Below are 18,226 nucleotides of genomic sequence, written 5' to 3' on the forward strand. Positions count from 1 at the left end.
AGATCCATACCCCTAAACTCCCTAGATGTTTTTTTGGATAGCGATTATCGCTGTCCTTTTTTAATGTAAGTGATTATCTATTATTTATTAAAATATTGCTCAAATAAACTGTCCACAGCTAGTGAAACGGTAGTATCACCGTTAATGACTGCTTGTTGGAAATACGGTAGTAATTTTTTTATTTCCGGGTGCTGATAAAACGTATAATGGAGTCGTTCGGTTATTTGTGAGGCCATCCATTCCTTCGCTTGCTCTTTTCTTCTTTCTATAAAAACACCACTTTGTTCCGTAATCTTTTTAAATTTTGTTATAACATCCCAAATTTCTTCCATTCCATCTCCATTAATAGATGAACATGTATATGCTTTCGTTTCCCAACCTTTTGTTGGAGGCATCAGAAAATGGAGAATCTGATTATATTCCCGGCGTGTTTTTTCTGCTAATGGTTTATTTACCCCATCCGCCTTGTTTACGACAACTGCGTCAGCCAACTCCATGATTCCTTTTTTCATCCCTTGCAGTTGATCACCAGCACCTGTAATGGTAAGGAGCATAAAAAAGTCAACCATTCCTCTAACAATGACTTCACTTTGGCCTACTCCAACTGTTTCAACAATTATAATATCAAAACCCGCGGCCTCACACGCTAAAATGGTTTCCCTCGTTTTCCGATGAACACCACCTAGCGTGCCTGAAGATGGCGATGGCCTAATAAAAGCATTGTTATTACGTACGAGCCGCTCCATCCTCGTTTTATCCCCTAAAATACTTCCTCCACTAATAGTAGAACTTGGATCAATCGCAAGTACTGCCACCCGGTATCCACGCTCACACAATAGTGAACCGAATTCTTCAATAAACGTACTCTTACCTGCTCCGGGAACCCCCGTAATTCCGATACGAATCGATTTACCTGTATAGGGAAGCAATTGTCCTAACATTTGTTGCGCTTGGCTAAAATGATGTGATGCATTGCTTTCAATTAATGTAATCGCCTTTGCCAGCATCATGCGATCGCCACTAAGCACCTTATTTACTAAAGTATTCACTGAAATCTCATCATTTTTTCGCTTTTGAAATGATTTTTTTGAAGACTTATGAACTCCATCATGTGTGGACGGAATTCCCGGCATGTAAGATGATGTCTCATGCTTTGAATCAGACCATTCAGGACGCCTCGAATCCATCATTTAATCATTCACTTCCTCATAGCCTAAACGATGATAAATTTCTTCAATCACCTTACCCGCAGCTACCGGAATAACAGTGCCTGGTCCGAAGATAGCCGCCGCACCGTTTTCTTTTAAAAATTCATAATCCTGTGCTGGAATGACTCCGCCAATTACTACTACAATATCTTCTCTGCCGATTTTTTTTAATTCTGAAATTAACTGCGGCAATAATGTCTTATGTCCTGCCGCTAAAGAGCTCACACCGATAACATGAACATCATTCTCTGCGGCTTGTTTAGCAGTTTCATCCGGCGTTTGGAATAAAGGACCGATATCAACATCAAAGCCTAAATCGGCAAATGCCGTGGCGATAATTTTTGCCCCACGATCATGACCATCCTGGCCCATTTTCGCAATTAATATCCGCGGCCTTCTTCCTTCATTCTCCAAAAATTGGTCTGTCATTTCTTGCACTTCTTTAATTTCTTCGTCATTTGAAAAATGAGAGCTATACACTCCACTCACGGATCGAATAACTGCTTTATGTCTTCCGGAAACTGCTTCGATTGCATCTGATATTTCACCCAATGTTGCCCTGGCACGAGCTGCACAAACGGCAAGTTCTAATAGATTACCCTTTCCTGTTCTTGCTGCGCTAGTAATCTCGTAGAGCCTGCTTTGAACTTCTTCCTCATTCCGAGATGCTTTAAGCTCATGCAAACGTTCAATTTGCTTCTTCCTTACAACGGTATTATCAATATTTAATATATCTAATGGTTCTTCCTTCTCTAAGCGGTAACGATTCACACCGATAATCGTTTCTGTTCCCGAATCAATAAGCGCCTGTCTTCTCGCAGAGGCCTCCTCAATTCTCATCTTTGGTAACCCCGTTTCAATCGCTTTTGTCATACCTCCCAAACTTTCAATTTCTTCAATATGCTCCCACGCTTTCTTCATTAATTCATTTGTAAGGGATTCGACATAATAAGACCCTCCCCAAGGATCGATTACATTGGTTATTCCTGTCTCTTCTTGTAAATACAGCTGAGTATTGCGAGCAATTCTTGCGGAAAAATCAGTAGGCAAAGCAATCGCTTCATCAAGGGCATTTGTATGCAGTGACTGAGTATGCCCCATCGCAGCCGCGTGAGCCTCGATAAGCGTTCTTGTTACATTATTAAATGGATCTTGTTCGGTTAAGCTCCAACCGGAAGTCTGTGAATGCGTACGCAAAGCAAGGGATTTTGAATTTTGCGGGTTAAATGGCTTCATCAACTGTGCCCAAATTCTTCGTGCAGCACGCATTTTTGCCACTTCCATAAAATAATTCATCCCTATTGCCCAAAAAAATGATAATCTTGGAGCGAAAGAATCGATATCGATTCCTGCTTTAATTCCTGTACGAACATACTCCAGACCATCTGCTAATGTATAAGCAAGTTCAAGATCAGCCGGAGCACCTGCTTCTTGCATATGATAGCCTGAGATTGAAATACTATTAAATTTCGGCATCTTTTTAGACGTATACTCAAATATATCCGCAATTATTTTCATAGACATCTCCGGTGGATAAATATACGTATTACGAACCATATATTCTTTTAAAATATCATTTTGAATCGTACCGGATAATTTTTCCGGTGGAACTCCTTGTTCCTCTGCTGTAACGATATAAAATGCAAGAATTGGCAATACTGCACCATTCATTGTCATGGAAACAGACATTTGATCTAAAGGGATTCCTTCAAACAATATTTTCATATCTAAAATCGAATCTATCGCTACTCCGGCTTTTCCTACATCACCAACTACACGAGGATGATCTGAATCGTATCCTCGATGCGTAGCCAGATCAAAAGCAACAGATAATCCTTTTTGTCCCATCGCTAAATTTCGGCGATAGAACGCATTGCTCTCCTCAGCTGTAGAAAACCCGGCATATTGCCTAACTGTCCATGGTCGATTGACATACATTGTTGGATAAGGGCCTCTTGTAAAAGGTTCTAGCCCCGGCTTATCATCTAGATGTTCAAGTGAATGTAGATCCTTCTTTGTATAAAGTGGTTTAACCATAATTTTCTCATTTGTTTCAAACAAATTTGCTTGAAACTCATCATCTTTTCTTTCTTGTTCAAAATTTGGCATGTCTTCACCAGGTTGGATCATTTGAAAATTCGGTTTATTTTTCATTTATTTCACCTCCCACAAGGTTAATAATGATGTTAGTTTTTCAATTGCATTTTGATTTTTATATATTGCATCAGATACACCAGCTGATTTCATTGCTATCCATTTTTCACCCGATATTTTCCCAGCAATATCGAGAATAAAATGTGAAGTTTGTCCTTGAAACCATTCAATAATTTTCTCGTTTAACCCTTCGTATGCTTCATCATTACCGCAAAGGCAATAATAGGAAAAATTTGTTTCTTTAACAAACGTTTGTATATCTTCTAATTTAGTACATTCAGGGCTCCATACGGATTTTATTCCCCCTGTAGCTAAAAATCCTGTAACAAAATCTGCTCTTGCTTTATGATGTTTTAATTTATCTAAACAAATTAATCCAGCAATCGGAGCACGACCAGTTTCTTCTAACCCTTTTGCATGTTCTCTAAGATTTTCAAACGCTTCAGCCAATCTTACTGAAGGTAATACTTTATTCGAACTGACATTGGTTGATTGACGTTTATTTACATAGGGCACTTGTTCAGCCAGATTTGCATATACATTTGTTCCAATAAGCGATTGCTTTCTCGTGGCAACATCTGTTAATCGCTGATCGCGGATGTTCTTAATTTCTTGTTGAAGCCAGCTAGATTGAAGAACTTCAACGATACCTCCCTTTCGATCAATTAATTGGAAAAGTTCCCAAGACTTCTTCACTAGTTCATTCGTTAATGTTTCAATATAATAAGAACCGCCCGCAGGATCACTTACTTTGTTTAAGTGTGCTTCTTCCCTAAGAAGTAACTGAATATTCCTGGAGATTCTTGCTGAAAATTCATTTGTTTCCTTATAAATTTCATCAAAAGCCGATACATGTAATAAATTGACTCCGCCTAATATTGCCGAAAATGCTTCATTCCCTGCACGAAGGATATTCACATAAGGATCTAATTTCGATTTTGTTATCATGGAGGTTTCCGCACTTATCGGTACAGCCTGCTCATCTAATGTCATTTCATATGCATTGCCAATCGTCGACCAAAGCTTCCGAAAAGCTCGTAATTTAGCAATCTCCATAAAGAAATTACCGCCAATTGAAAAATGAAACACTAATTTTCTTGCTGTCTTTCCGGGTTCCCAATTTGCTTCTTTCAATCGTTCAATATAATAAACCGCTTCGGAAAGCGCGATCGCAATTTCTTGAACTGCATTCGCCCCCCCGTTATGGTAAGGAGTAGTATCGATAAAAACCGTTTTTAAGGCATTAAATTCTTGATCTGCAAGTTTAATTTGCTGCAACCAATTATTCATTTCACTACTTAATGAATTCGGAATATCCCCGTTTTCAACTCCTTTTGAAATAATATCCGTGCCCAATATCCCTTTTAATTGTTCTTTATTTGGAATCTCTCTTAATTTCGCTAGCATCGTTTTAAAATGGGCCTTTGTATGAATAAAGATGGGCGTTTGGGATAAATCAAGTTCCTCTATATCCATAAAATTTACTTGGTCAATGTCATTTAGCCTATCAATATCTATAGATAAAACTTCCTGACCACGTTTTAAAACATCAGCCAGAATGGGATGTAATTTCGCCCACTTTGTTTTCGTAAGCTTTTGAGCAATTTGCCACTTATTTTGACTGTTATCGAACTCGTCAAATCCTCTAGTATTTAACCCTGAACGAGGGTTTTGCTCGATTGATAAATGTTCGATATCCTCCTTTGTATACAAAGGTTTGAGCATAATATTTTCATATGTGCTTCGGGACAAAGAATCTATATTTCTATTTTTTAACGTTTGATTTGCTGCATCTTCCCAATCCATAACTGAATAGGCTTGAAACGTTTGATTCTTTAATTCCTTTACATTTTCACCCATGCTTTTCCCCCCATCTCCAGATGTAACCGATTGCAATTTTTATAAAATAATTTAAATTAGGAATTGCCTATCATTATTTTAATATAAAAATAACATTCAATCTAGATTTACATGATGATTATTTATTTCTCATCTCGTAAATCTTCTTGAAAAGTCGATTGAATAGCTTCTTTATTTCCATATAAGTATAAGTGATCTCCGGCCTGCAGTTTTTCTTTCATACAATCTTTTCGTATTAATACTTCTCCCCTTTTAAGTAAAATTAACAAATAATCGTCGCTTTCGTTCATTATTTCAGCACAGGTTTTAGCGATAAATGGGGACGATTTTTTTAATTCCACATCTAAAAAGGCATCGCCCTTATTTTTTAACAATACGTTTTTAATCGGGAGTTCATGAGTTTTGTACGTATGTTTAATATTATTCCTTAAATGTTTCGATAAAGCCTTTTGGAGAGCGGGTATTTTTAAAATATAAAATATAATGATTAAAACTACGGCCAAATAGGAAATTTCCTTCGTTCGAAAATCGTCAGAAAGAATGCTGCTAACAACTGAAATAATAACCGCTAACGAAAATGCGCCAAGCTTTCTTCGAAGTGGATGCTCGATGATTAATTCGGATTCACTCGTCGTAAATCCAGTACCAGTCAACATTGAAATAACTTGAAATCTAGAAATATTGTTATCTAGCCCTGTTAAAGTAAAAAGCACAACATTAATTTCTATTACTACCATAACAATTGTTAAATATATTAAGATAAAAAATATGCCCAAATATATCCCCTCATATCTTAATCTATCGTTTTTATTTTTCTACCCATCTTTTACTAGTAAAAAACGATTAATAATTGTTTTGATTTCAACATTTTAGGGAACTTTAAGTTGATAATAGTATTGCGAGGTGAATATATGGATGAAGAAAATATATTCCACATCAAATTGGGAATGGTATCGCATGGAAAGTGATAATACATCTGAACTAAAAAAGCTTGTAGATCATACTCAGTATTGTAATTATTGGATTAATCGAATCAATAATAATGAATCTAATTACCTTGAAGTTTCTACCTTTAATCCCGAATGTTTGCATTTAAGTGGGTCGATTATCTATCTACAAAATAGTAAAGTGCAAAATGAAAATGATTTGTTTCATTTTTTTATTACAAAGGAATATTTTATTACCGTAGATTTAGACTTTTCAAAGCTACCGGAAACAGTTATTTCAGAAATGTTAATGGAAATGGAACACACCTCTACTGCGATAGAAGGTTTTTTTATTCTAATAGGAGAAATGATCAAAAATTATTTAGCTAAAATTGATGACTTCGAATTAAGACTTAATCAACTGCTTTGGGACTTAAAGGAAAAAAATAATATTGAAATATTAGAAAGGATCCATCATGCGCGGCATGAAATTTTAATTTGGAAAAATTTAATGATTCCTATTAAAGAAATACAAATAGGTATGGATGAGGTGTTTGGTGAAGAACTTACTTCATTTCCTGCTTGTAAACGAACGAACAAAAGAATCGAGAGAACATTACATTTGTTAAAAGAATACCAGCAAGAAATCGATGCTTTAGTTGACTTTGAAGTAGTCGTTTCATCACATCGTGGAAATGAAATAATGAAAACTTTAACTGTGTTAACAACTTTATTCACCCCAATTGCCGCATGGGGTGCTCTTTGGGGGATGAATTTTAAATTTATGCCGGAATTAGATTTAAAATTCGGCTATGTTTACTCGATTATAGTGATAGCTGTTACTACTCTCATCCTTTATTTTTATTTAAAGATGAAAGGCTGGACAGGAGATATTTTGCAGTCATCTAAAAAGCATTCTTTCTTTAAATAATAGAAAGTGTCCCAAAAGCATTCGATACTTTTGGGACACTTTGATTAATAGACTGATGTTTCTTTAGATATGTTTTCAAGGATTTGCTTCACACGTTGGAGGAAACGGCCACAAATTAATCCGTCGAGTATGCGGTGATCGAGTGACATACATATATTCACCATGTCACGAACAGCGATCATACCATTGTTCATAACAACCGGACGTTTGACGATTGATTCTACTTGAAGGATTGCAGCTTGTGGGTAGTTAATAATTCCCATCGATTGAACAGAACCAAACGAACCAGTATTATTTACAGTAAATGTACCACCCTGCATTTCATCTGCCTTTAATGTTCCTGTACGAACTTTATTGGCAAGTTCAAAAATATCACGAGCAATTCCTTTAATAGACTTATCATCTGCATTTTTAATAACAGGTACGAATAAGGAATCGTCAGTTGCAACGGCAATTGAAATATTAATATCTTTCTTTTGTATAATTTTGTCTCCTGCCCACATAGAATTGATTTGTGGAAATTCTTTCAATGCTTGTGCAACTGCTTTTACGAAGAACGCAAAATAGGTGATATTAAAGCCTTCTCGCTTTTTAAAGTCTCCCTTAATCGAATCGCGGTATTCAACAAGATTCGTTACATCCACTTCCATCATTGTCCAAGCATGTGGTGCTTCATGTTTGCTTCTTAGCATATTGCTTGCAATCGCTTTTCTTACACCACTTACTGGAATTTCAATATCACCCGGTAATGTAGGAATGTTTACCGCTGGTGCAGCTGGTTTTGATGCAGCAGGTTGCTTACCTTCAGATACTTCTTTTTCAGATACGGTATTTGTAGTTGGAATATGACCGGATTCAATAATTTTAAGTAAATCTTTACGTGTAATTCTTCCGTCCTTGCCGGTACCATTTACTAAAGAAAGGTCAATATCATGCTCCTGTGAAAGTTTAAGAACGGCTGGGGAATAGCGAACTTTTCCTTTGTCATTTTTCGCAACAGTCGTTTCGTTCTTATCTTGTGTGGACTCATTCACTTTTTCCTCTGTAGGCGTGTCTACTTTTTCAGATGGTGCACCATTACTGCCTTCTACATCCATCATACAAATCACTTCACCGACTTCTAACGTATCTCCTTCGTCGGCGATTAATTCTTTTATCACCCCAGTAAATGAAGAAGGTACTTCTGCATTCACTTTATCTGTCATTACTTCTGCGATTGGATCGTATTTGTTAACGTGATCCCCCGGGGATACTAACCATTTACTAATAGTACCCTCTGTTACACTTTCACCTAATTGAGGCATCGTTATCTTTTCTAATGGCAATTTAAGTAACCTCCTTTTAAGACATTGGATTAGTATTCAGCCAATTCTCTCATCGCTTTTTCAACTTTATCTGGATTGATCATAAAATATTTTTCCATTGTTGGTGCATATGGCATTGCTGGAACATCTGGGCCGGCCAATCTCATAATCGGTGCATCAAGATCGAATAAACAATTTTCTGCTATAATTGCGGATACTTCACTCATAATGCTGCCTTCTTTATTGTCTTCTGTTACAAGTAAAACTTTTCCTGTTTTAGATGCAGCCTCGATGATTGCTTCTTTATCGAGTGGATAGACTGTACGAAGATCTAATATATGGGCTTCTATTCCATCTTGAGCTAAGCGCTCAGCCGCTTGAAGAGCGAAATGGACGGATAAACCGTATGTAATAACCGTGATATCCTCACCTTGGCGTTTGACATCCGCTTTTCCGATTGGTAAGACATAATCATCGTCTGGAACTTCTCCTTTAATTAAGCGATACGCACGTTTATGCTCAAAGAAAAGAACAGGATCTTCATCTCGAATCGCAGCTTTTAATAATCCTTTCACATCATAAGGAGTAGAAGGCATCACAATTTTCAAGCCTGGTTGATTAGCAAATACGGCTTCGACAGACTGAGAATGATACAAGGCTCCATGGACTCCGCCACCATATGGCGCCCGAATGACGATTGGGCAATTCCAATCATTGTTTGAACGGTATCTAATTTTTGCTGCTTCAGAAATAATTTGATTGACAGCCGGCATAATGAAATCAGCAAATTGCATTTCCGCTATCGGTCTCATTCCATACATTGCTGCACCAATCCCAACACCTGCTATCGCTGATTCCGCTAATGGCGTATCTATAACACGATCTTCACCGAATTGATCGTATAAACCGTGAGTCGCTTTAAACACTCCACCTTTTTTCCCAACGTCTTCACCAAGTACGAAAACCTTCGGATCCCTTTCCATTTCTTCACGTATTGCAGTAGTTACTGCATCAATATATGACATCACTGGCATTTTATTTCCCTCCTGTTCTCACGTCTCATTTATTATTCGTTCCCGTATACATATTTTAATGCGTCCTCTGCATCTGCATAAGGAGCATTTTCAGCATAATCAGTTGCTTCATTGACAATTTTCATTACACGATCATTGATTTCTTTTTCAAGCTCATCATTCATAATACCTGTTTCTTTTAAATAGGCACCGAACGTGATAATAGAATCTTTCGTTTTTGCTTCCGCGACTTCATCAGGCGAACGATATGAGCGATCATCATCATCTGAAGAGTGTGCAGTTAAACGGTAAGATACAGCTTCGATAAGTGTCGGACCTTCACCACGTCGCCCTCTTTCTGCTGCTTCCTTAACCGCTCTATATACGTCTAATGGATTATTACCATCAACAGTAACACCAGGCATGCCATATCCAATCGCTCGATCAGATACTTTCTCACATGCTAACTGTTTTTCGATTGGAACAGATATAGCATATTTATTGTTTTCACACATGAAAATTACCGGCAACTTATGTACTCCAGCAAAGTTTGCTCCTTCATGGAAGTCCCCTTGGTTTGATGAACCTTCACCGAATGTCACAAATGTAACTAAGTCTTTATTTTCCATTTTACCCGCCAGAGCAATACCAACTGCATGTGGCACTTGGGTTGTAACCGGAGACGATCCTGTTACAATACGGTTCTTCTTTTGACCAAAATGTCCCGGCATTTGACGGCCACCAGAATTCGGGTCTTCTGCTTTAGCAAATCCCGATAACATTAATTCCTTTGGAGTCATACCAAAGGTTAAAACGACACCAAGATCACGATAATACGGTAATACATAATCCTTATTACGATCTAATGCAAAGGCAGCACCAACTTGTGCAGCTTCTTGACCTTGACAAGAAATAACAAATGGAATTTTTCCTGAGCGGTTTAAAAGCCACATCCTTTCATCGATACGGCGTGCCAACAACATCGTTTCATACATTTCCAATACGGTTTCGTCACTCAAACCTAGTTCTTTATGTCGGTTTTCAGCCATCACTTTTTACCTCCTAAATTTCTTATTTTATTCATATTACGAATGGATTGCTTTACCATCTACAGCTAAAGCAGCTTCACCAATCGCTTCACTTAAGGATGGATGCGGGTGGATCGTATGCCCGATTTCCCACGGTGTTGCATCTAATACTCTTGCTAAGCCAGCCTCGGATATCATATCTGTCACATGAGGTCCAATCATATGGACACCAAGAATATCATCTGTATCTTTATCAGCAATAATTTTCACAAAACCATCGGATTCGCCATATACTAATGCTTTTCCAATTGCTTTAAATGAGAATTTACCAATTTTAACATTATATCCTTTTTCTTTTGCTTCGTTTTCTGTTAATCCAACACTTGCCATTTCCGGATTACTATAAATACACTTCGATACTAGCGAATAATCGATAGGTGTTGGTTTCTTACTCGCCATGTGCTCAACCGCTACAATTCCTTCATGTGAAGCTACATGTGCAAGCTGCAATCCGCCAATAACATCACCAATCGCATAAATATGAGTTTCCTTTGTCTGGTAATATTCATTTACTTGGATGTAGCCTTTTTCTACTTTAATTTCCGTATTTTGCAAACCAATATTTTCGGTGTTGGCGATTCTGCCGACAGACACTAAAATCTTTTCCCCGGTAAAAGTTTGGTTCTCACCTTTAATTTCAGCAGATATTGACACTTGGTCATCTTCCTTAACTAAAGTTTCTGATAAAACTTTAGCTGAGGTAACAATTTTAATGCCTTTCTTTTTGAGAATTCTCGCTGCTTCTTTTGATATTTCATGATCTTCTGTTGGTACAATACGATCAGCATATTCAATAACGGTTACATCGACACCAAAATCATTTAACATGGAAGCCCATTCTATCCCAATCACACCGCCACCTACGATAATCATAGATTTAGGTAATTCTTTTAGTTGTAGTGCTTCATCTGATGAAAGAACAAAGGAACCATCAATATCCAATCCCGGAAGAGATCTTGGACGAGATCCGGTAGCAATGATCACGTTTTTTGGAATGAGCATCTCATTTTCTTTCCCATTATTTAATTCAACAGATATCGTTCCAGGCATTGGAGAAAAAATTGATGGTCCTAATATTCTTCCTATTCCTTCATAAACATCGATTTTTCCCTGTTTCATTAAATGTTGAACACCGCGATGTAATTGCTCGACTATCTTTTCTTTTCGTTCTTGCACATGGGAGAAATTAAGTTGGATGTCACCAATTGAAATACCATATTCCTCACTTTTTTTCGCTGTCGCATATACTTCTGCACTGCGTAGTAAGGCTTTGCTAGGTATACATCCTTTATGTAAACAGGTTCCGCCTAAAAGTCCTTTTTCAACGATTGCTGTTTTAAGACCTAATTGTGATGCCCGAATCGCAGCTACATAACCACCTGTGCCACCGCCAAGAATGACTAAATCATATTCCTGTGCCAAGCTTATTCCTCCATTCCTATAAAAACATTCTATTTTAAATTCATTTTTCTCATTACATTCTGATATACCTTCACATTTTCCACACCTATGAAGAAATAAATATCAATGAATCAGCTAAGCTGATTCATTGATATTTATTGACTAAGCACGATAACTTAAAATATGACGGTTATTTAGTAAAAATTGACTTCTTGATTTGGATACTTTAGCAATTCGCTCTTCCGCCATTCTATCAGCAGCTACGTATGTTGGAATGCCGTCACGTTTTGAAATTTCGATTACTTTTGCCACATTATTATAAATTCCTTCAACTTTTTTCATCGCACGTTCAGGATTATATCCATATAATTCATCCGCAACATTGATTACTCCACCAGCATTGATAACGTAATCTGGTGCATAAACAATTCCCATTTCATGAATTTGGTCACCATGACGTGTTTCTTTTAATTGATTATTAGCTGAACCTGCAATTACCTTTGCTTTTAATTGAGGAATTGTTTCATCATTAATAATCGCACCCAATGCACATGGCGCAAAAATATCGCTGTTTACACCATAAATATCATTAGGATCGACAGCTTCGGCACCAAATTGTTCCACAGCTCTTTGCACAGCTTCTTTGTTAATATCCGTCACGATTAATTTCGCGCCTTCTTCATGTAAATAACGGCAAAGTTCAAAAGCAACGTTTCCTACACCTTGAACAGAAACCGTTAGTCCTTCAAGTGAATCCGTTCCAAATGCTTCATTTGCTGCAGCTTTCATGCCAACATAACATCCATAAGCAGTTACTGGTGATGGGTTACCGGAAGAACCAAATGCTGGTGAAATACCTGTAACAAAATTTGTTTCCTCATGTATTAAATCCATATCAGCAACAGTTGTACCTACATCTTCTGCAGTAATATAGCGACCGTTTAGACCTTGGATGAAACGGCCAAATGCCCGAAACATTTCTTCATTTTTATCTTTGCGAGGGTCACCAATAATAACTGTTTTCCCTCCGCCTAAGTTTAGCCCAGCTGCTGCATTTTTGTATGTCATCCCTCTAGCTAAACGTAGTGCATCTTCAATGGCTGCATCCTCAGAAGCATATGTCCACATCCTTGTCCCACCTAATGCAGGTCCTAAAGTAGTATCATGAATCGCAATAATTGCTTTTAAGCCAGATTGTTCATCTTGACAAAATAATAATTGTTCATAATCGTATTTTCCCATATATTCAAAAATTTTCATTTCAATCTCTCCATCTCTTTATAATTTAGCAGAACAAATCGCTAGTGCTAATAAATATAATTCTTTTCGTCTCTAAATAAATAAAAACTTGCTAAATTTTTCTACCGCAAATGAAACCGCTTCCAATACCTCGTAATCTTCTCGCAGCTGCAATTGCTACTTTTACTTTATTTTGTTGGGTTGCACGGTTAAGTATTGTGTCTAAATCCATATGTGCTGCCTCAACCCCTTTATATAAAAATCCGTACTCTATGTACTGATGCAATTTTCATGCCAATTAAATTATAGCATTTAAATCAGTATTAATAAAATTTTAACTACCAAAACTCGTGCAATTTTTTTCAAACTACGCAAATTATTGCATGTTATTATTTGCAAGCTTAAATTTTTCTAACTTGTAATATAAATTTCTAATTGATACACCTAGTTGCTTTGCTGTTGCTGTCTTATTTCCATTGTTTTTCTCCAATACTTGTTGAATGACATTTCTCTCATAGCTCTCTACAAGAGTAGTTAAATCTTGTTCAGCTGTCATTGTTTCGGAGTAGGTGGAGGCATGTTGAATATCTTTTTTATTGGATAATACAAGAATATGTTGCTGATCAATTTGTGCTTCATTATAGCCCATAAAAATGATTGCTCGACTTAAAATATTCTCCAATTCACGAACATTTCCCGGCCAATCGTAATCCATTAGTTTTACCAAGGCCTCTTTCGTAATCCCCTCTACATTTCTTCCATAATCCTGATTAAGCTTTTGAATTAGCTTTTGGCATAAAAGCGGTATTTCCGTTTTCCTATTTCTTAGGGGAGGAATTTGAATCGGCATTCTATTTATTCGATAATAAAGATCTTCACGAAATGATTTATCTGCAATCGCCTTTTCTAAATTTACATGTGTTGCCGCAATAATTCTAACATTGATTGGGATAGGTTTAGTCCCACCGACGCGGACAATCTCATTTTCCTGCAAAACCCTTAGCAATTTTGCTTGCGTATTAGCACTTAGTTCGCCAATTTCATCTAAAAAGATACTCCCGTTGTTCGCTTCTTCGAAAAGTCCCCTTTTGCCACCTCTCTTTGCTCCTGAAAATGCTCCTTCTTCGTAACCAAATAATTCACTTTCCAATAATGATTCCGAGATTGCGGCACAATTCACACGAATGAATTTATTATACTTTCGATCGCTTGCATTATGTATCGCATGAGCAAAAAGTTCCTTCCCAGTTCCTGACTCTCCCCTTAGTAAAATCGTTACAGGGGTTTTTGCCCCTAATTTTGCTTGTTCAACTGCAATATCCATTTCTTCCGAATTGGAGATAATATCCTCAAATGTATATTTTGCTTCTAAATTTCTAATAATTTGCCGTGCCCGGTCCAATTCTTTTGTCAGCGATTGAATTTCTGTAACGTCATGAATAACCCCAACACTCCCTTTTAAAATTCCATCGACAATAATTGGAGCGACATTTACAATGACTTCTTTTTTCATTGGTCCTACGCGCATTTTCGTTCCACGAATCGCTTTTCTCGTTTGTATGACCTTTAAATGCATACTTTCCCCTTCGGAAATATCAATAGTTGCCGGTTTTCCGATTACTTGCTCCTTCGTTAATCCAGTGATTCGGGTATAAGCGGGGTTAATTAATATTCCTCGTCCATTTTCATCAACTACAGATATTGCATCATCACTTGAATGAATAATTGCTTCTAACATCGTTTGAATTTCTTTTAAATTTGTAATTTCTTCGGCTAAATTGACTACTTCAGTAATATCCTTAAAAACAGCAATCGCACCAATAACAATATTCTTTTCATTTATAATCGGTATCCGCGTCGTTATAATTTTCAGTCCATTATCAAGCACTGTTTCTTGATTTGCTTCAATTCTTCTAGTTGAAATTACCCTAGGTAGTTGACTTTTCGGAATAACATCGAGAATATGTTTACCTATTGCATCTATGATTGGAACTTCTGTCATTCTCTCAGCACTTTTGTTAAAAAATATAATCTTTTCTTCCGTATCTATTACAACCATAGCTTCATCTGTTGAATTAAATATCAGATTATGCTTATACGTTTCATCTTGTAAAGTTGATATCAGCTCTTCTTTTTCCTCCATCAATGTTGCGATTAAATAAGCAACACTCCCGGGAATTAAAACAGTGTGTTTATTACGAACTTGAAGAATTTCTTGAAAAACAGCTTCATCTCCCGTTACTTCGATAATGATATCAATGGAATCGTCTAAAAAATCTTTCCAGTTCGCCCCTGTTTGTATACCCCTTTTTTTAGCCAATTGGATTCCTTCTGCATTGTTGTTTGGGTCGGTAACCGCTATCACTTTAAACATATTGCTGCCGACGAGCATTTTTAAAATAGCCGCACCACCCTTACCACCACCAACCAATAATACGTATTGCAAGTTTCGAGCCCCCTAACAATACAATATATTTCATACTTTTATTTTATGAATAGTTAAAGGTAAATTCAAGTTTTATAACAGGTCGATTGCTTGACAAATAATTTCGTTGTTATATGATTTTTTTGTTGGATAAAACATTTACCTAAGTTTACTTACTTAAGGAGAACCTTTATGATACGTCTTATTGCTCTATTAATAATGGTAATACCGGGATGTTTCGCGGCGCTTGGTATTAAATTAATGCGGGATATGCTGTTTGGAATCCTCCAACCTCCATTTCCATATTTGTGGCTTCAATTTCTTGTAGGACTCGTTTTATTTATTGGAGGATTAGGATTTATTGCAGGATTTGTTTTTTATCGTGACCGAAAACGAAATAAAGTCCAAAAACGGTTTAGGAAAGGCGTTAAATAAAAAAATCTGCTCAATACACGCAGATTTTTTTTATTTTGATAGTTTTTTTCTTATTTTAAATGCCTTTTCCGGATAGTCAGTAATAATCGCTGAACACTGAATGGCGATTAGTCTTTCCATATCACTTTCTTTATTCACTGTATATGGGCGAACGGCTATCCCATTTGACATCGCCTCTTGTATAATCATATCCGGAGCTGCCTTAAAGTTTGGATGTAATCCTTTCGCATGAATCGCTTTAGCGTATATCCACGGCATATATAAGCCGTCCGAGTATAATGGGGCGGTTTCTAATTCAGGAGCCAATTGAAAGCAGCGTACAAGCGAATAGTGATTAAAGGAAGAAATAATGATTCGGTCCTCATACCGATAATCTCTTATCAGTTGGATCACTTTTTCTTCTAATAATGGATACATGATTTTCCCATTTTTCATTTCAATATTACATAGGAGATTATTTCCTCTCATCCACTCAAACACTTCTTTTAAAGTAGGTATTTTGGGACTTCTAATAAAGGACTGGAAGGTTTTAAATTTATAGCTTGCATTCAATTCTTTTAGTTCCGCTACCGTCAACTGATGAACAAACCCTTTTCCGTTTGTTGTGCGATCCACCGTTTCATCGTGAATAACGACAATTTCTCCATCTTTAGATAGATGAACATCAAGTTCAAGCCCTTCTGCACCTGATTTTTCAGCAGCAATAAATGATTCCATCGTATTTTCAGGATGTGTTCCTGCCGATCCACGGTGTGCAAATATAAAGGTCATGTAGTCACTTCCTTGGCTTTTTTTATTTCTAGTCTATTACACAGTATGAACAATAACATCCATATGGAAGAAATTTTACTTAATTGATTAATTTACTTGTTATTTTACCAATGCATATTCCACATTCCAATCAATATACATAGTATAAACGAAATACTTGTCATAAGGAGTGCATGATGAAAAAGGTTTTAATAAAAATCGTCGTACTATGTCTATTATTGATCGTCCTTTTCTTTTTATTATCTCGTCCTTCAACTAGTTACAAAAAAGTAGTAATTATTGAAAAATATTACACTCCCCAATCAAAAGGAAAAGCAAAAGGAGTGAAAACTAAGAAAAGTATACCAGTAATATCAACTCCAAATGGAAAGGCAGCATGCTTAATGGAATTTGATAACGGAAAAATTCTAGAAATGGAATGCGATACGTATGTACAATATTCAATTGGGGAAAAAGTAAAAATCAAATATAAAAATCATCGTTTAATCGATATAAGACGAAAATAATATCCATCAAAAAAGGGTCCTTACGTTAGGACCCTTTTTAAATACAATTTAGAAAAATAATATTTATTAGGACGCTTTATGTTCCAAACGTAGTTTATCCGCAACCATTGCGATAAATTCACTATTTGTCGGTTTAGCTTTGGACATGCTTACTGTATAACCAAATAAGGAAGATATCGAATCAATATTTCCGCGACTCCATGCAACTTCTATCGCATGGCGGATTGCACGTTCTACACGACTTGCAGTCGTATTAAATTTTTTCGCGATATCAGGATACAATACTTTGGTAATTGATCCAAGAAGCTCTATATCATTATATACCATGGAAATAGCTTCTCTTAAATACAAATATCCTTTAATATGTGCGGGTACACCGATTTCATGGATAATACTGGTAATACTTGCATCTAAATTTTTTGGTTTATCTTCATTATTAGATCTAATATAGGAATGATTTTCCTTTTTCAAAATTGGACTTGGCTTCCCGCTAACTTGCCGAATTTGGTTTGCAAGATTATTCATGTCAAAAGGTTTTAAAATAAAATATGAAGCTCCAAGTTCAACCGCCTTTTTCGTAACATCCTCTTGTCCAAATGCAGTCAGCATTATTACGTTTGGCATTTCACCTTTTTGTCTTAATTTTTCAAGAACTCCTAATCCATCGAGATGAGGCATAATAATATCCAATATTAGCACATTTGGTGAAGCATCTTGTAACATTTCTAAGCACTCTTGCCCATTATACGCAACACCGCTAATTTCCATATCATCTTGAGAAGAAATAAATTCTTCTAATAAAGCAACTAACTCACGATTATCATCTACGATACAAACTTTAATTTTGTTGTTCACTCCTTGTTTCCTCCTCAATTACTAACCACTTTTTTTCATATCTTATTCTCTTATCACATTTTCGACAATGCCTTATAAATTCCTTCTTATATTTGAAAATTTATTAAAAA

15 protein-coding genes are annotated in these 18,226 nt (G+C 36.4%); 3 read left to right on the plus strand and 12 right to left on the minus strand.

All coding sequences use genetic code 11. The annotated features are described in order from the left end of the window. Positions 1-80 precede the first annotated feature (80 nt). The 4 genes from meaB to MKY81_RS17210 form a co-directional block, all read right to left on the minus strand. Entirely contained in the window at positions 81-1,190 is a 1,110-nt protein-coding gene (gene meaB / locus MKY81_RS17195; protein WP_108073673.1) for a methylmalonyl Co-A mutase-associated GTPase MeaB, read from the minus strand. After that, positions 1,191-3,362, minus strand: coding sequence for a methylmalonyl-CoA mutase (gene scpA, locus MKY81_RS17200; RefSeq protein ID WP_108073675.1), 2,172 nt, complete (start codon positions 3,360-3,362; stop codon positions 1,191-1,193). Next, entirely contained in the window at positions 3,363-5,222 is a 1,860-nt protein-coding gene (locus tag MKY81_RS17205; protein ID WP_108073677.1) for a methylmalonyl-CoA mutase family protein, read from the minus strand. It lies immediately after the preceding gene. Between the two features lie 122 nt (positions 5,223-5,344). Continuing rightward, on the minus strand, positions 5,345-5,959 hold the full coding sequence (locus MKY81_RS17210) for a TrkA C-terminal domain-containing protein (protein ID WP_341118385.1): 615 nt from the start codon (positions 5,957-5,959) through the stop codon (positions 5,345-5,347). A 178-nt stretch (positions 5,960-6,137) separates the two neighbouring features. On the opposite strand from MKY81_RS17210, the gene MKY81_RS17215 reads away from it, so the two are divergent. Further along, complete coding sequence (locus MKY81_RS17215) at positions 6,138-7,079, plus strand: magnesium transporter CorA family protein (protein ID WP_108073428.1); 942 nt, start codon at positions 6,138-6,140, stop codon at positions 7,077-7,079. Positions 7,080-7,123: 44 nt separating this feature from the next. Here MKY81_RS17215 and MKY81_RS17220 read toward each other — a convergent pair whose 3' ends face one another. From MKY81_RS17220 to MKY81_RS17245, 6 genes are all read right to left on the minus strand, one after another. Further along, positions 7,124-8,404, minus strand: a complete 1,281-nt coding sequence (locus MKY81_RS17220; RefSeq protein ID WP_108073427.1) for a dihydrolipoamide acetyltransferase family protein — start codon at positions 8,402-8,404, stop codon at positions 7,124-7,126. Positions 8,405-8,433: 29 nt separating this feature from the next. Next, entirely contained in the window at positions 8,434-9,417 is a 984-nt protein-coding gene (locus MKY81_RS17225; protein ID WP_066234539.1) for an alpha-ketoacid dehydrogenase subunit beta, read from the minus strand. A gap of 32 nt (positions 9,418-9,449) precedes the next feature. Beyond that, a complete protein-coding gene (locus MKY81_RS17230) occupies positions 9,450-10,445 on the minus strand; it encodes a thiamine pyrophosphate-dependent dehydrogenase E1 component subunit alpha (RefSeq protein WP_066234536.1) in 996 nt (331 codons plus the stop codon). Positions 10,446-10,481: 36 nt separating this feature from the next. After that, entirely contained in the window at positions 10,482-11,906 is a 1,425-nt protein-coding gene (gene lpdA / locus MKY81_RS17235; protein ID WP_066234534.1) for a dihydrolipoyl dehydrogenase, read from the minus strand. A 141-nt stretch (positions 11,907-12,047) separates the two neighbouring features. Continuing rightward, on the minus strand, positions 12,048-13,145 hold the full coding sequence (gene bcd, locus MKY81_RS17240; RefSeq protein ID WP_066234532.1) for a branched-chain amino acid dehydrogenase: 1,098 nt from the start codon (positions 13,143-13,145) through the stop codon (positions 12,048-12,050). A gap of 355 nt (positions 13,146-13,500) precedes the next feature. Beyond that, complete coding sequence (locus MKY81_RS17245; RefSeq protein ID WP_341118386.1) at positions 13,501-15,570, minus strand: sigma-54-dependent Fis family transcriptional regulator; 2,070 nt, start codon at positions 15,568-15,570, stop codon at positions 13,501-13,503. A gap of 171 nt (positions 15,571-15,741) precedes the next feature. Between MKY81_RS17245 and MKY81_RS17250 the strand changes: the two genes are divergently transcribed. Next, positions 15,742-15,984, plus strand: coding sequence for a DUF2627 domain-containing protein (locus tag MKY81_RS17250; RefSeq protein WP_341118387.1), 243 nt, complete (start codon positions 15,742-15,744; stop codon positions 15,982-15,984). Positions 15,985-16,014: 30 nt separating this feature from the next. Here the strand turns inward: MKY81_RS17250 and MKY81_RS17255 are convergent, their stop codons facing one another. Then, positions 16,015-16,755 carry a glycerophosphodiester phosphodiesterase gene (locus tag MKY81_RS17255; RefSeq protein WP_341118388.1) on the minus strand — a complete coding sequence of 247 codons (741 nt, stop codon included), beginning with the start codon at positions 16,753-16,755 and terminating at the stop codon, positions 16,015-16,017. A gap of 176 nt (positions 16,756-16,931) precedes the next feature. Between MKY81_RS17255 and MKY81_RS17260 the strand changes: the two genes are divergently transcribed. Further along, positions 16,932-17,261 carry a hypothetical protein gene (locus MKY81_RS17260; RefSeq protein ID WP_341118389.1) on the plus strand — a complete coding sequence of 110 codons (330 nt, stop codon included), beginning with the start codon at positions 16,932-16,934 and terminating at the stop codon, positions 17,259-17,261. Positions 17,262-17,327: 66 nt separating this feature from the next. On the opposite strand, the gene spo0A is transcribed toward MKY81_RS17260, so the two are convergent. Then, the gene (spo0A, locus tag MKY81_RS17265; RefSeq protein WP_341118390.1) at positions 17,328-18,116 is read right to left on the minus strand and encodes a sporulation transcription factor Spo0A; all 789 of its coding nucleotides are present in this window, start codon (positions 18,114-18,116) and stop codon (positions 17,328-17,330) included. Positions 18,117-18,226 lie beyond the last annotated feature (110 nt).

The organism is Heyndrickxia sp. FSL W8-0423 (assembly GCF_038009395.1).
Lineage (GTDB): Bacteria > Bacillota > Bacilli > Bacillales > Bacillaceae_C > Heyndrickxia > Heyndrickxia sporothermodurans.